The organism is Corynebacterium doosanense CAU 212 = DSM 45436 (assembly GCF_000767055.1).
In the GTDB taxonomy this organism is placed as follows: Bacteria; Actinomycetota; Actinomycetes; order Mycobacteriales; family Mycobacteriaceae; genus Corynebacterium; species Corynebacterium doosanense.
Genome location: NZ_CP006764.1, coordinates 1343783 through 1358240, shown reverse-complemented (window position 1 = coordinate 1358240; position 14458 = coordinate 1343783). Strand labels below are relative to the sequence as shown.

11 protein-coding genes are annotated in these 14458 nt (G+C 67.3%); 1 reads left to right on the top strand and 10 read right to left on the bottom strand.

Annotated features, from left to right (window positions below):
- Positions 1-98: 98 nt before the first annotated feature.
- The 9 genes from pheT to CDOO_RS06645 all read right to left on the bottom strand — a co-directional run bounded on the left by pheT (position 99) and on the right by CDOO_RS06645 (position 9451).
- A complete protein-coding gene (gene pheT / locus CDOO_RS06685) occupies positions 99-2615 on the bottom strand; it encodes a phenylalanine--tRNA ligase subunit beta (RefSeq protein ID WP_018022469.1) in 2517 nt (838 codons plus the stop codon).
- A gap of 37 nt (positions 2616-2652) precedes the next feature.
- Positions 2653-3702, bottom strand: a complete 1050-nt coding sequence (gene pheS / locus CDOO_RS06680) for a phenylalanine--tRNA ligase subunit alpha (RefSeq protein WP_018022470.1) — start codon at positions 3700-3702, stop codon at positions 2653-2655.
- Between the two features lie 53 nt (positions 3703-3755).
- Positions 3756-4583, bottom strand: a complete 828-nt coding sequence (locus CDOO_RS06675) for a TrmH family RNA methyltransferase (RefSeq protein ID WP_018022471.1) — start codon at positions 4581-4583, stop codon at positions 3756-3758.
- A gap of 22 nt (positions 4584-4605) precedes the next feature.
- Positions 4606-4938 carry a TM2 domain-containing protein gene (locus CDOO_RS13270; RefSeq protein WP_018022472.1) on the bottom strand — a complete coding sequence of 111 codons (333 nt, stop codon included), beginning with the start codon at positions 4936-4938 and terminating at the stop codon, positions 4606-4608.
- Between the two features lie 269 nt (positions 4939-5207).
- Complete coding sequence (phoA, locus tag CDOO_RS06665) at positions 5208-6824, bottom strand: alkaline phosphatase (protein ID WP_018022473.1); 1617 nt, start codon at positions 6822-6824, stop codon at positions 5208-5210.
- Between the two features lie 242 nt (positions 6825-7066).
- On the bottom strand, positions 7067-7450 hold the full coding sequence (gene rplT, locus CDOO_RS06660; RefSeq protein ID WP_018022474.1) for a 50S ribosomal protein L20: 384 nt from the start codon (positions 7448-7450) through the stop codon (positions 7067-7069).
- A 60-nt stretch (positions 7451-7510) separates the two neighbouring features.
- Positions 7511-7705 (bottom strand): 50S ribosomal protein L35, encoded by a 195-nt coding sequence (rpmI, locus tag CDOO_RS06655; protein ID WP_018022475.1) that lies wholly within the window; start codon positions 7703-7705, stop codon positions 7511-7513.
- A 43-nt stretch (positions 7706-7748) separates the two neighbouring features.
- A complete protein-coding gene (gene infC, locus CDOO_RS06650) occupies positions 7749-8279 on the bottom strand; it encodes a translation initiation factor IF-3 (protein ID WP_081610375.1) in 531 nt (176 codons plus the stop codon).
- A gap of 284 nt (positions 8280-8563) precedes the next feature.
- Positions 8564-9451, bottom strand: a complete 888-nt coding sequence (locus tag CDOO_RS06645; RefSeq protein ID WP_018022477.1) for a hypothetical protein — start codon at positions 9449-9451, stop codon at positions 8564-8566.
- 140 nt (positions 9452-9591) lie between these two features.
- On the opposite strand from CDOO_RS06645, the gene CDOO_RS06640 reads away from it, so the two are divergent.
- Positions 9592-11556, top strand: coding sequence for a DUF2339 domain-containing protein (locus CDOO_RS06640; RefSeq protein WP_038573353.1), 1965 nt, complete (start codon positions 9592-9594; stop codon positions 11554-11556).
- Here the strand turns inward: CDOO_RS06640 and uvrA are convergent.
- The gene (gene uvrA, locus CDOO_RS06635) at positions 11504-14356 is read right to left on the bottom strand and encodes an excinuclease ABC subunit UvrA (RefSeq protein ID WP_018022479.1); all 2853 of its coding nucleotides are present in this window, start codon (positions 14354-14356) and stop codon (positions 11504-11506) included. The genes CDOO_RS06640 and uvrA overlap by 53 nt on opposite strands.
- Between the last annotated feature and the right edge of the window lie 102 nt (positions 14357-14458).

The following is a 14458-nucleotide window of genomic DNA, read 5'->3' as shown; positions in this document are numbered from 1 at the left end:
GACCGTTCCGATGCACAGGTTTCAGGAGAATTGAACGCCAGTCCACCCCACCTCGCAACAGGTGGTGGGCCTTACCCCCGCCCGGTCAGTACCACCCGTCAGGCGCGCATTTCTGCACCCAGGCGCGAGGCGGCCAATTCGGCCGCAGCCAGGCGCCGCGCGCTGGCCTCCTCGTCCGTCAGCGTGCGGTCCACCGCACGGAACAGCAGCTTCAGGGCCAGGGACTTCTTGCCCACTCCCAGCTGCTCACCACGGAAGACATCGAACAGCTGCACGGACTCGACCAGCTCGCCCGCGCCCTCCTGCACGGTCCGGCGCACCTCCTCCGCCGGAACCTCCTCGTCGACCACCAGGGCGATGTCCTGATGCAGCGCGGGGAACGCCGACAGCACCGGTGCGGGAAGCTTCTCGGTCAGGGGAAGCTTGTCGACGTTGATTTCCATCGCGCACGTCCGGGCCGGCAGCTCGAGGGCCTCGAGCACCTGCGGGTGCAGCTCGCCGGCGTAACCGACCACGACGCCGTCGACAGAGAACTCGGCGCAGCGGCCGGGGTGCCACGGCAGCATGTCGGCGCGGCTGATCTCCAGCTGCACGCCCGCCGCGCGGGCCACCACGTGGGCGGACTCGATGGCGTCGGCGTAGGAGTAGGAGCGTCCCTCTCCCCACGGGCCGGAATGGTCGATCTCTCCGGAGCCCACGGTGGCCACGTGCAGCGGCTGGTAGGGCAGGGAGTCGATCACCTCGGCGAGGGTGGCGGCGTCGGGGCGAACGGTGACGTCCGGCATCGGCGTGGAGGCGCCGCGCTGAAACGAAACCTGCTGGACGCCGAAGAGGGACAGGTCGCGCCGGCCTCGCGCGACGTTGCGCGAGACGGCCTCGAGCATGCTGGGCAGCAGCGAGGTGCCCAGGATCGCGTAGTCGGTGTCGAGCGGGTTCTGCACGCTGACCACCTTGCGGCGGTCGTCGTCACGCGAAAGTCCCCAGGAATCGAAGGTGGTGTTGGCGATGAACGGGCTGGGGAGGATCTCCGCGTACCCCTGGTAGGCCAGGGCGTGCCCGATGGCACGGCGGCGGCGCTGTGCGGGGCTCAGGCCGCGGCCGCCGACCGGGGTCGGGAGGATCGACGGGACGGCGTCGAGGCCCTCGAGGCGCACGATCTCCTCGATGAGGTCCACGGACTGGGACATGTCGGTGCGCCAGGTCGGGGGGACGACGGCGAGAACCTCGCCCTGCTCCGCCACGCGGCAGCCGACCTCGGTGAGGCGGCGGATGACGGTCTCGCGGGAGTAGTCCACCCCGATGAGCTCACCCGGGTGCTCCGGGCGCAGGTCAATGGGATCGGCGAGCGGCACCTGTCCGTGGAGTGTGCGGGTGGCCTCGACCTGTCCGCCGGCGATCTCCACGAGCAGGGCGCAGGCGTAGTCCAGGGCGGCCTCGACGATGGCCGGGTCCACGCCGCGCTCGAACCGGCGGGAGGCCTCGGAGCTGAGCTTGTGGCGCCTCGACGTCCGCGCCACCTTCCGCGGGTCCCAGATCGCGGACTCGAAGTAGACGGTGGTGGTCTCGGCGGAGATCTCGGAGGTGGTGCCACCCATGACACCGGCGAGGGACTGGATGCCGCTCTCGTCGGCGATGACCACGTCCTCCGCGGACAGCTCGCGCGTGACATGGTCAAGGGTCTCGAACTTCTCGCCCTCCTGCGCGGTGCGGACGGTGAGGCCGCCGGCGATCTTGTCCGCGTCGAAGGCGTGCATCGGGGTGCCGAGCAGAAACATGACGTAGTTGGTCACGTCGGTGGCGGCGTTGACCGGCCGGGATCCGAGCAACATGAGCTCGCGCTGGAGCCAGAACGGCGACTCCGCCTTCGGGTCGATCCCGGACACGGCGCGCAGGCCGAAGCGGATGGCGCGGGTGTCCTCGTGGATGTCCACGCCGAGGGTCTCGCCGCCGGGCTCGGGGACGGCTCCCAGGTCGATGCCGGTGACATCGGCTTCGGTGGCCGGGTCGCGGAAGGTCAGGCCGAAGCCGCTGGCCAGCTCGCGGGAGAGACCACGTGCGGAGAGTGCGTAGCCGCGGTCCGGGGTGATGTTGACGTCGAAGACCGTGTCCTCCAGCTGCAGCAGCGACTTGGCGTCGTCGCCGGGCTGGCCGTAGTCCTCGCTGAGCGTGATGATGCCGGAGCTCTGCTTGTCCGCCAGTCCGAGCTCCGCAGCGGAGCAGATCATGCCGTTGGAGATGTGGCCGTAGGTCTCCCGCGCGGCGATGGCGAATCCACCCGGCAGCACGGTGCCGGGCAGCGCGATGACCACCAGGTCCCCCTCGGCGAAGTTGCGGGCGCCGCAGATGATGCCCTGCTTCTCCCCCGTGCCGTTAGCCTGGCCCACGTCGACCTGGCAGTAGCGGATCGGCTTCTTGAACTCCGTGAGTTCCTCGATGTGGTCGACCCGGCCGAGGACGAGCGCGCCCTCGGTCTTCTCGATGGGCTCGTAGCCCTCGGTCTCGAAGCCGACGCGGACGAATCCGGTGTCCAGGTCCTCCGTGGACACGGACCAGTTCTCCTGTGCCGGATCCATGGAGCGCAGCAGGCCGGTCAGCCAGTTCTGTGAAATGAGCATGGTGGTGAAAGTTCTCCTTGAGTCTGACCGAGCGGCCTTAGGCCTGGATTCCGAAGGGCAGGGTGAAACGGACGTCGCCCTCGACCATGTCGCGCATGTCGCTGAGCCCGTTGCGGAACTGCAGGGTGCGCTCGAGGCCCATGCCGAAAGCGAAGCCGGAGTACTCCTCCGGGTCCACGCCCACCGAGCGCAGGACGTTGGGGTTGACCATGCCGCAGCCGCCCCACTCGATCCATCCCGCCCCGCCCTTCTTGTTGGGGAACCACACGTCGACCTCCGCGGAGGGTTCGGTAAACGGGAAGTAGTTGGTGCGCATACGGGTGTGGGTCTCCGGGCCGAAGAGTGTCTTGGCCAGGTGGTCCAGGGTGCCGCGCAGGTGAGCCATGGTCAGGCCCTTGTCCACGGCTAGCCCCTCGACCTGGTGGAACACCGGGGTGTGGGTGGCGTCGAGCTCGTCGGTCCGGAAGACACGGCCCGGGCAGGCGATGTAGACGGGGACGTCGCGCTCGAGCATGGTGCGCACCTGCACCGGCGAGGTGTGGGTGCGCAGGACCTGCTGGGAGCCCTCTCCCCCGACGTGGAACGTGTCCTGCAGCGTGCGTGCCGGGTGGTCGGGTTTGAAGTTCAGGGCGTCGAAGTTGAAGTATTCGGCCTCGACCTCGGGGCCCTCGGCGATCTCCCAGCCCATCCCGAGGAAAATGTCGCCGATCTGCTCCTTCAGGGTGGTGATCGGGTGCAGCGCGCCCACCTGACGACGCGTGGTGGGAACCGTGACATCCACGGTCTCGGCCACCAGCTGCGCGGCCTTCTCCTGCTCTTCGATGCGGGCGTGGACACCGGCGTAATGCTTCTCGACGCGCCCCCGGGCCACATTGACGTTCTTGCCCGCATCCTTGCGCTGCTCCTTGGGCAGCGAACCGAGCGCCTGGCGGGCGCGGGCGATGAACGAGACATCCCCCAGGTGCACACGCCGCGCCTCCGCCAGACCCGCAAGGTCGGTGGCGGCGTCAAACGCCGCGGTGGCCTGATCGGCCGCTTCGGTGAGCGCCTGCTCCGTCAGCTGGATGTCTGCCTGATTCTCGGTCACCGTTTTAGCTCTCCTGCCACATAGTTCACTGCCTTGACCAACGAGTAGGAATACTACCTACCGGCCGTGTCCGAGCGTGACTGTGCCCGCGCTGACGCGTACAGGCAGATCGACGCCGCGGTAGCGAGGTTGAGGGATTCCGCGCGGCCCCGGATGGGGATGGAGATGCGGTGGTCGGCGAGCGAGAGCAGCTCCTCGCTGAGGCCGTGGGCCTCGTTGCCGAACAGCCAGGCGGTGGGGCCGGACAGCAGCTCGTCCGCCTCGTCCAGATTGACGTCGCCGTCCGCGTCGGTGGCGAGAATCGTCAGTCCCTTGGCACGCAGCTGGCCCAGGACGTCCTTGATGCCGGCCTCCCGGGCGACGGGCACGTGGAAGAGTGAGCCTGCGGAGGCGCGGGCGGCCTTGCCGGACTGCGGGTCCACGGTGTCACCGGCGAACACGACGGCGTCCGCGCCCATGGCGTCGGCCACCCGGATGAGCGTGCCGGCGTTGCCGGGTTCGGACGTCTCCACGGGCACCGACACCAGGCGCGGGTCCTTGCCCAGTGCCTTGCCCACGGTCCACATCACCGGCTTGCACACGGCGAACAGCCCGGTGGTGGTCACGGTGTCGGAGAGGTGCTTGGCGGCCCGGTCATCGATGGGGTGGGTGAACACGTCCATGTACCCGGCGGCGGCCACGATGTCCGGGAAGCGGTCCGCGGCCTGCTCGGTAACAAAAAGATCCGTGGCGGAGCCGGTGGCCACGGCCGCGTCCACGGCGTTGGGCCCCTCGACGAGGAAGCGCCCGGCAGATCGCCTCTCCTTGGCACGGTGGAGCTTGGCGGCGTTGGCGACCCTGGGGGTGCGCTCGGTGAACGGTTGCGAGTAATCGAGAGCCATGACTGCCAAGGCTACCTGCCACCTAGTTCACGGCCCAGGTCAGTTCACGCCCCTTCTCGTCATAGCGGAAGTACCAGGCACCGGTGGCGATGAGAATCATGTCGATGACGAGCCAGTGGGCGAGGGCGAGGAACCCGAAGAAGCCGACGACAAAGAAAAACAGGAAAAGCGTGCCGATGAGGAAGGCGGAGATGGCCAGCATGGTGAAGCCGATGACATTGTTGCCCACGTAGATATGGTGGAGCCCGGCCCAGCCGCCGAACAGGCACAGCAGGAGCGCGATGGGCTTCGACTTGCGCTTTCCGCCGGCCCCGTCGGCCCCGTCGGCCGGGTCCAGTGACGGACCCGGAGACATTTCCCCCTGATCACGGCCGGTTTCAACTGCCCTCCCGGGGCTCGGATAAGGCTCTAGCCCGTGGTAGCTGGGCTGGATTTTCGTGTGGTCGTCGGGGTTGCTCACGCCTGGTCGCCTCTGTCGTGTCAGTTCAATCAACGAGCACCAATGACCGAAAGTCTACCGCCCGGGCGAGGGCGCCACGCAGAAATTCACGCCGCCCTGCCTGAGGTTTCAGGCAGGGCGTCCGGTGAACGGTGGCGATCAGTTCAAGGCAATAACCGCGTGGGTTACTTGGCCACCTCGTAGCGGGAGGTGTCCAGTCCGAGCGCCTCGACCACGGTGAAGAAGAGGTCGGTCTGGTCGCTCAGGCCGGCGACGTTGGCCGCGGACGGGCCGTAGGCGGCGATGCGCAGCTGGGAACCGGTGTGGCCCTCGCTCTCGACCTCGGGATCCTCGGAGGTGGCGTAGCCGACGGTCATGACCGCTCCGTCAGTGGTGTTCAGGCGGGCGGACAGACCCGGGTAGACGATGTCGCGGACCTGCTCGACGGGGAGCTCCTTCTCCTCGGCGATCTTGGCCAGGTCCTCCTCGTCAACCCCGCCGAGAATCTGCGAGGTGTGTGCGTGGTCGGCGGTGACGACAACGAGGGTCTCGCCGTCCTTCTCAGCGAACTCCAGGGCTGCCTGGACGGCCTCGTCGAGATCGACGGTCTCGCCGATCTGGCCGCACGGGTTGGCGGAGTGGTTCTGCTTGTCGATCGACGCGCCCTCGACCTGGAGGAAGAAGCCGTCCTCGTCGCCCTTGAGCAGGTCGATGGCCTTGGTGGTCATGTCGGCCAGGACGGGGACCTCGGCGGTGCGCTTGGGGTTGTCGGCGCAGGTGATGGGCTCGGCGAGGTAACCCTGTTTCGAGGCCTTCGGGCCGTCCCAGCGCACGGGCATGTTGCCCTCGGAGAACAGGCCGAGCACAGGGGCGTCCTCGTTGGCCTCGGTGATGGCCTCAAGCTCCTCGGAGGTGGTGGGCACCTGGTAGCCGCGCTCCTTGGCCTGGTCCAGCAGGGTCTTGCCCTCGTAGTCGCCGGCCGTGGCCTTCTCGCCGAAGGTCTCCATGCCGCCACCGAGGGTGACGTCGGCGCGGGTGGTGAGGATCTGCTCGGAGATGGAGCCCTCGCCACCGTTCTCCAGGGCGTTATCCGGGCAACTCTTGGTGGTCTCCTCCGGGCCGTAGCACTTGCGCAGGGTGACGTGGGAGGCCTGGACTGCCGGGGTGGCGTCCTGGATCTCGGAGGTGGAGACGTTGCCGGTCGCCTTTCCGTTGGCCTTGGCGATCTGCAGCAGGGTGGCCTGCGGTGCGCCGTGGATGTCGACCGAGACGGCGTTGTTGTAGGTCTTGGTGCCGGTGGCCCAGGCGGTGCCGGAGGCGGCGGAGTCCGTGACGTAGTCCGGCTTGCCCTCCTTGTCCAGGGCGTAGTGCGTGTACTGACCGGTGACCGGGAGGGAGTCGATGCCGTCGAAGGCGCCGCCGGCACCCTCCGCGTAGTTGCGGGCCAGGGTGATCTCGGAGTCGCCCATGCCGTCGCCGATGAGCAGGATGACGTTCTTGGCACCGGTGGCCTCGATGGCCGCCTGCAGGGAGTCCTTCTGGTCTCCGTCGAGACGACGCGCGCCGCCGTGCTCGGAGAGGTTGCCGGCGGCGTCGCGGGAGACGGGGGAACCCTGGTTGCCGGATGCTGCGGTGGCGCTCGAGGAGCCGTCCGCGGCGGAGGTGACCGTGCTGGTGGCGCTGGAGGTGGAGGAGCCCTCCCCGTTGGCGTTACAGGCGGTGGCCGCGAGGCACACGGTCGCGGCGGTGGCGACGGTGGCGATGATGCGGCGGGAGGAAGAACGGGAGGACGAGACAGCCACGGGGACTCCTGAGGTGAGAGGACGACGGCCTCGGCTGAGACCACCGGTCATATTAGGAAAGTCATATGAATTCCCGTGCGCGTCCTGTTTAACCGCGGGCGAACGAATGGTGAAAATCTGGGGAGGGGCTGAAAGGAGCGTCGATAAGCCTTCCTTTTTCCCTGGTGGACACAGCACGACACCCCAGCACCCCCGGGATGAACCGGGGAAACTGGGGTGTCGTGGCGGAGCGGGGAGAAGACTTACGCGGCGCGGGGCGCGTTGACGTCCTCCGGCAGCGCGGCCTTGGCGGCCTCGCACAGTGCGGAGAAGGTGGCGAAGTCGTTGACCGCGAGCTCGGCGAGGATCTTGCGGTCCACCTCGACCTCGGCCAGGCGCAGGCCGTGGATGAGGCGGTTGTAGGTGATGTCGTTCATGCGGGCAGCGGCGTTGATGCGCTGGATCCACAGCTTGCGGAACTCCGACTTGCGTGCGCGGCGGTCGCGGTACGCGTAGGTCATGGAGTGCAGCCACTGCTCTTTCGCCTTGCGGTAGAGGCGTGAGCGCTGTCCGCGGTAGCCCTTGGCGGACTTGAGGATTGCGCGGCGCTTCTTCTTGGCGTTAACGGAACGTTTGACGCGTGCCATCGTGGTACTTCCTTACAGATTCAGAGGGTGTTCGTGGGGCGGTGAAACAGGCTTAGGAAATTAAGCCTTGCCAAGAAGGCGCTTGATGCGCTTGGTGTCGGCCGGGGCGACGTCGACGGTGCCCTTGAGGCTGCGGCGGCGCTTGGAGGACATGGCCTCCATGAGGTGGCGCTTGCCGGCCTGCTCGCGGCGCAGCTTGCCGGAGCCGGTGACCTTGATGCGCTTGGCGGTGCCCTTGTGCGTCTTCTGCTTCATAGTCTTCAAAAATCCTTACTCAAATTGACTTGCGTACGGGGTGCTACTTCTTACCCTTGCGGTTCGGCCCGAACAGCATGGTCATGTTTCGGCCGTCCTGCTTCGGGCGGCTTTCCACGATGCCGTACTCGGCGACCTCTTCGGCCAGACGCTCAAGGAGGCGGTAACCCAGTTCCGGGCGTGACTGCTCACGACCGCGGAACATGATGGTCACCTTGACCTTGTTCCCCTTCTCCAGGAAGCGGATCACGTTGCTCTTTTTGGTCTCGTAGTCATGAACGTCGATCTTCGGACGGAACTTCTGTTCCTTGACCACAGTCTGCTGCTGGTTCTTGCGGGCCTCACGGGCCTTCTGATCCTGCTCGTACTTGTACTTACCGAAGTCCATGATCTTGGCGACCGGCGGCTTGGCGGTCGGTGCGACCTCAACCAAGTCGAGGTCTGCCTCGTAGGCGACCTTGCGGGCGTCATCCGTGCGGACGACTCCCACCTGCTCGCCGGACGGTCCGATCAAACGGACCTCCGGGACACGGATCCGTTCATTGATGCGAACGTCAGAAGTTTCAGCGCTGATGTGGACTCCTCAATATCGATGGGGTAAACGTGTTTCGCTACCAAGTGTCGAAAGTGGTTAAGGAGATCATCCCTGGAGGCACACAAAAAACCCGTCTGTTCCGATGAAACCGGACAAACGGGAGAGGTCTCCGCTAGAGCGTAATGCTCTACCTTGTACCCGTGACCAACCTCGATGACGAGGCGGTATGGGGTGGGAGTTTCTCCGCTTGCGACCCGCTCACCTGGAGAAGTGGACGGGTGGTAGTGCCCACCACCGTAACAGGCCACCGCGCTCAGGCAAAATCACCGCGCCGAACACTCCTCTGCCGGCTCGATGACCCCCGATTCCACCAGCTCCTCCACCCCGGTGGCCAGCTCGCCCAGCATGTCGGTGGCCGTCTCGTGGGACCCGTCCGCCGGGTGGGCGATGACGGCGAGCCCGATGATGCCCTCGCCGGCGGGAACGGAACCGAACTGCCGGTAGGTGTAGGTGTAGGTCCCGCCCTCGATCTTCTCGGCCGACCAGCCGCCCTTGAACCGGGCCCCGCGCACCTTGCCGATCCCGTCCTCCTGCCACTCCGCGATCTCCCCCATGGCGTCGTAGACCTCATCCGCGTCCTCGATGCACGGAAGCTGCGTGGCAAACCTTGCCTGCGGCTCCAGCTTCCACACGGAGTTACCGAAGGGCCCGCCGGCGTAGTGGGTGACGGCGTGGCGCACGTTGCCCGGCCCGCCTGCCCGCCACATCACCAGCTCAACCGCGTGTGCCGCCTCCAGCTCGCTGCCCAGGGAGTTCCACAGCTGCGTGGCGGCCGCGTTGTCCGAGGTGGAGACCGCGGCGTTAATCTGGGACTCCGACGCCATCCCGTGCTGGGCCGCCGCGATGGCGATGGGCACCTTGAGCGTGGACCACGCCGAGGAATCGCCCGGGATTCCCGCCGCGGCCTCCCCCTCCCGGAAACTCACCGCCACCCCAGCGATCCCGTCGTGTTCTTCCTCCACCTCGGCGACCAGGTCGGCCAGGTCCTCCTCCACCAGGGATCGCGTATCGATGACCGCCTGCCCCGCATCCACGCCGACTGACGGCTCGGGTGTGTCGGCGCACCCGGCCAGGGCCACTGTCAGGGTCGCCGCCATGGCCAGGGACAGGGCTGGGGCGATCGCCGCTCCCGCCCGTCGCGCTCTGGTCATGCTTCTCCCGATGTGCTGTGCCCCGCCGGCCCCGATGGCCGGCCCGACTCCTGCGCGGAGATCCTACCCACGTGCCGGAGATGGGCTGAATAGGGCTGTTCACTCCGTGCCGACGCCGCCGAGCTGGCAGACTGTGACCTATGCAGCCTCATAGTGGTGGCCAGCAGGAGTTCGACGACGACCCGCGGTGGGACGCCGCGCTGGCCAGGCTGTCGGATGCGGAGGTGGCCCTTCGCGATGCCCGCTCCACGCTTTGGGCTCTGCGCAGGCGTCAGCAACCCGTCGCCCGGGAAGCTGCGGCGAACCCCTACTCCGCGATCTCCTATCCCGCGCCGCCGCAGGCTGCGCCACCGCAGGTTGCACAGCCCCAGCAGCCGCAGCCGGTGGGTGCGCCCATCCCCGCCCCGGCCTTTGCCGCGCACCCCTCCCCCATTCCCCCGGCCTCACCCCCGCCTGCGCCCAAGCCCGCCCGGGTCCGGACGCTGACCGGCGAGCAGCTCATGATCCGCGCCATCGCCGGGTCCGGCGTGGTCATCACCGTGCTGGGTGTCGGGTTTGCGGTGGCGGTCGCGATCCAGAACGGCTGGCTCGGTCCGCTCTGGCGGGTGCTGCTCACTGCGCTACTCGCCGCGGCGCTCGTGGGTGCTGCGACTGTGCTGCAGAAGCGCGGCGGCCCGCCCGCTGGTGTCAACGCGCTTGCGGTGACCTCCGTACTCACCGCCTTCCTCCTGGTGCTCTCCCTCGTTGGTGTGCTGGCGTGGTGGTCGCCCGGAGTTGGCGCGGTCGCGTTCGTGCTCCTGTGGTCCTTCTATCTCCTCCTGTACCGGATGTTCGGGTGGCGCCCGGTGGCGCTGACTCTCTTTGTCCTGGGTGCCGGGTTGTCAGGCCTCTACCTGTGGACCGAGACCTACACGTTCGACGTGCTCATCTGGCTTGTGGTCCTGCTGCCCTTCCTCGGACTCGGGGCGACCTGGGGTGAGAAGGACCGGCTGACCAGGCGGTGGGCCCTGGCGGCCGTGGCGGGAGCGACGGTCCTCCACGCTGTGTCCAGCGTCTTCCAGGTGAGCAGCTACCTCGTCGCCGTGGCCAGCGTGGTGGCCATCATGGTGGTGTGCCTGCGCGACCCGGTGGATTCCGTCACCGGTAAGGTTTTCGGACCCGGTTGCGCGCTCGTCGCCACCATCGCCGCGGCGGTGCTCACGCCCCTCGGCATCCTCGGTTATCTGCTCCCGGTCGTCCTGCTCCTTGTTCACCTCGGTGTCCGCCGGCTTGCCCAGCCCAGTGCCGGGGAACCGGCGGGGTCCGCCGAAGCAGCCGACGCGTTCCACGTGCATTCCGCATGGATGCTGCCCCTCTCGCTTCTGCTCCCGAGCATGAAATGGGTGGATGCCTACCCCGAACCCGAGGGATTCCTGGGCACCCCGGAGTTCACCCGGCTGCTGGTCCTCGGCGGGTTCTGCGTCTTCCTTCTCGCCTCTCCCGCCTCGCAGCGGGTGCTCAACGCGGGGCTGGCCGGTTGGCTGATCGCGGCAGCCGTTGCGGTGCTCCCGCTGTTCGACGCCGTTCTGGGGGACGATCCGATGACGCTGACCACGCTGCCCGCTCTCGGGGCGGCGCTGCTCTGCGCCATCATCATCGGCTGCCTCTTCGCGCGCCGGAAGTCACTGACCTCGCTGAATCCGGCGTTTGTGTGGCCGTTGGCCGTGGCCGGCCTGGTGCTCTCGATGTTCGCGGTGGTCATCACAGTCGTGTGGCTGGCGCACTTCATCGGCGGGCCCGGGGCGATGCAGACGGGCTACCTCGTCGGCCATTCCCTGGTGTCCCTGGGCTGGATGCTCATCGCCGCCTGGGCGCTGCTCGGCCGCGCGCCCATCCCGCCGTCCTGGAGCCTCTGGGTCGGCGGGGTCCTCGCCGCCGCCGCCGTGGTCAAGCTGGTCTTCTTCGACCTGCAGGCGCTCACCGGCATCGCCCGCGCGCTCGCGTTCCTCGCATGCGGGCTTGTCCTGCTGACCATCGTCTCGCTGCGCTCGCGCCTCAACACCGAGCAGGAGGTCAGGCCAGGACCTCCCGGAGGAACTGACCCGTATACGAGCCCTCGACCTTAGCCACGTCCTCGGGCGTGCCCTCGGCGACAACGGTGCCGCCGCCGGAGCCGCCCTCGGGGCCCATATCGACGACCCAGTCGGCCGCCTTGATCACGTCGAGGTTGTGCTCGATGATGAGCATGGAGTTGCCCTTGTCCACCAGCGACTGGATGACCAGCATGAGCTTGCGGATGTCCTCGAAGTGCAGACCGGTGGTCGGCTCATCGAGGATGTAGATGGTGCGTCCGTTGGAGCGCTTCTGCAGCTCCGCCGCGAGCTTCACACGCTGCGCCTCGCCTCCCGAAAGGGTGGTGGCCGCCTGGCCGAGGCGCACGTAACCCAGGCCGACGTCCACGAGCGTGTTGAGGTAGCGGTGGATCGACGTGATCGGCTCAAAGAACTCCGCCGCCTCCGAGATGGGCATGCGCAGCACCTCGGCGATGTTCTTGCCCTTGTACCTCACCTCGAGGGTCTCGCGGTTGTAGCGCGCCCCGTCGCAGACCTCGCAGGGCACGTAGACGTCGGGCAGGAAGTTCATCTCGATCTTCAGGGTGCCGTCGCCCTGGCAAGCCTCGCACCGTCCGCCCTTGACATTGAAGGAGAACCGACCGGGTTTGTAACCGCGCACCTTGGCCTCCTGGGTCTCGGCGAAGATGGTGCGGATCTTGTCGAACACGCCGGTGTAGGTCGCCGGGTTGGACCGGGGCGTCCGGCCGATGGGCGACTGGTCGATCTGAATGAGTTTGTCCAGGTTGTCCATGCCCTCGACACGCTTCGCGCGCCCCGGCACCTGGCGAGCACGGTTGAGCTGGTTCGCCAGCGTCTTGGCCAGGATCTGGTTGACCAGCGTGGACTTGCCGGAGCCGGACACGCCGGTGACACAGCACAGCACTCCGAGCGGCAGGGAGACGTCGACGCCCTTGAGGTTGTTCTCCCGAGCGCCCACCACCTTGAGCATGCGGTCCTTGTCGATCTCCCGGCGTTTGTCCGGCACCGCGAGCACGCGGCGGCCGGCGAGGTAGTCGCCGGTGATGGAGTTCTCCGCCTCGAGAATGCCCTCGGGCTCGCCCTGGTAGATGACCTCTCCGCCGAGCTCGCCGGCGCGCGGTCCGATGTCGATGAGCCAGTCGGACGCGCGGATGGTGTCCTCGTCGTGCTCGACGACGATGAGGGTGTTGCCCAGGTCGCGCAGCTTCTTCAGCGTGGAGATCAGCCGCTGGTTGTCCCGCTGGTGCAGCCCGATCGACGGCTCGTCGAGCACGTACAGCACGCCCGCGAGGCCGGAGCCTATCTGCGTGGCCAGCCGGATGCGCTGCGCCTCGCCGCCGGACAGCGTGCCGGCCGCGCGGTTGAGGGTGAGGTAGGTCAGTCCGACGTCGACGAGGAACTGCAGGCGAGCCTGGATCTCCTTGAGCACGGCCTCCGCGATCATCGCTTCTCGACGGCCGAGTTCCAGCCCTCCGAGAAACTCCGACGCCTCCTGAATGGACAGCGCCGACAGTCCCGCGATGGAGAGCTCCCGGTCCTCGGACCCGGCGATGCGCACGGCGAGGATCTCGGGCTTTAGTCGCGTGCCGTCACAGGTCGGACAGGCCACCTCGCGCGTGTAGGCGAGGAAACGCTCCTTGGCGCCCTCGGAGTCGGCGTTCTCCAGCTTCCGGCTCATCCAGCCGCGCACGCCCTCGAAGGGCGCGGACCAGTTGCGCATCCGCCCGAAGCGGTTCTTGTACTTGACCTCCACCTCGACGTCGGTGCCGTCGATAATGGCCCGCTGCTCCTTCTTCGTGAGCTCGCCAAAGGGAGTGGCCGGGTCGAAGCCCATTTGCTTGGCCAGGCCGTCGATAAGCTTTTCGAAGTATTTTTTGTTCGGCGACGACGTCCACGGCTGGACCGCGGCATTCGCGGGGGCGTCGGGATCCGGGATGAGCAGGTCGATGTCGACCTCATGGCGGGTGCCGATGCCCTCGCACGCCGGGCAGGCGCCGTAGGGCGAGTTGAAGGAGAACGCGCGGGGCTCGTACTCGTCGATGTCGAGCTCGTGACCGTTGGGGCACGCCATCTTCTCGGAGAACATGCGGTAGCGGTTGTCGTCGTCCTCCGGCAGGTCGACCCAGTCGATGACGACCAGGCCGTTGGCCAGGCGCAGGGCCGTCTCCACGGAGTCCGTGAGCCGCTGCTTCTGCGAGGCCTTGACCTGCAGGCGGTCGACGATGACGTCGATATCGTGTTTGACCTGCTTCTTCAGCGTGGGCGGCTCGGAGAGCTGGTACATCTCCCCGTCCACGCGCACGCGGGAGTAACCCTGGGCGGCGAGGTCCTCGAAGAGGTCGACGAACTCCCCCTTGCGGGTGCGCACGACGGGGGCGAGCACCTGGAACTTGGTCTTCTCCTCCGCCTCCAGCACCTGGTCGACGATCTTCTGCGGCGTCTGCCGGTCGATCTTCGCGTCACACACCGGGCAGTGGGCGGTGCCCGCGCGGGCATAGAGCAGGCGCAGGTAGTCGTAGATCTCGGTGATGGTGCCCACCGTGGAACGGGGGTTGCGGTTGGTCGACTTCTGGTCGATGGACACCGCGGGCGAGAGCCCGTCGATGTAGTCCACGTCCGGCTTGTCCATCTGGCCCAGGAACATACGCGCGTAGGAGCTCAGCGACTCGACGTACCGGCGCTGGCCCTCGGCGAAGATGGTGTCGAAGGCCAACGAGGACTTGCCGGATCCCGACAATCCGGTGAACGCCACCATTTTCTCGCGGGGCAGCTCGATGTCCACGCCCTTGAGGTTGTGCTCCCGGGCACCGTGAACGGTAATGCGATCGACCACGGTCGCCGCCTTTCCAAGATAGAGAGGGTGACGCGGCCATGCGCGGCCTGTCACGAACACATCCGAACATAGCAACGAACCCGGACACCCCGCCATTGGGAG

Coding starts and splice junctions, on each gene's coding strand:
- CDOO_RS06645 (WP_018022477.1), bottom strand. CDS start 9,451: ATGACCAGAGCGCGACGGGCGGGAGCGGCGATCGCCCCAGCCCTGTCC.
- CDOO_RS13270 (WP_018022472.1), bottom strand. CDS start 4,938: ATGTCTCCGGGTCCGTCACTGGACCCGGCCGACGGGGCCGACGGGGCC.
- rpmI (WP_018022475.1), bottom strand. CDS start 7,705: ATGAAGCAGAAGACGCACAAGGGCACCGCCAAGCGCATCAAGGTCACC.
- pheT (WP_018022469.1), bottom strand. CDS start 2,615: ATGCTCATTTCACAGAACTGGCTGACCGGCCTGCTGCGCTCCATGGAT.
- CDOO_RS06640 (WP_038573353.1), top strand. CDS start 9,592: ATGCAGCCTCATAGTGGTGGCCAGCAGGAGTTCGACGACGACCCGCGG.
- rplT (WP_018022474.1), bottom strand. CDS start 7,450: ATGGCACGCGTCAAACGTTCCGTTAACGCCAAGAAGAAGCGCCGCGCA.
- CDOO_RS06675 (WP_018022471.1), bottom strand. CDS start 4,583: ATGGCTCTCGATTACTCGCAACCGTTCACCGAGCGCACCCCCAGGGTC.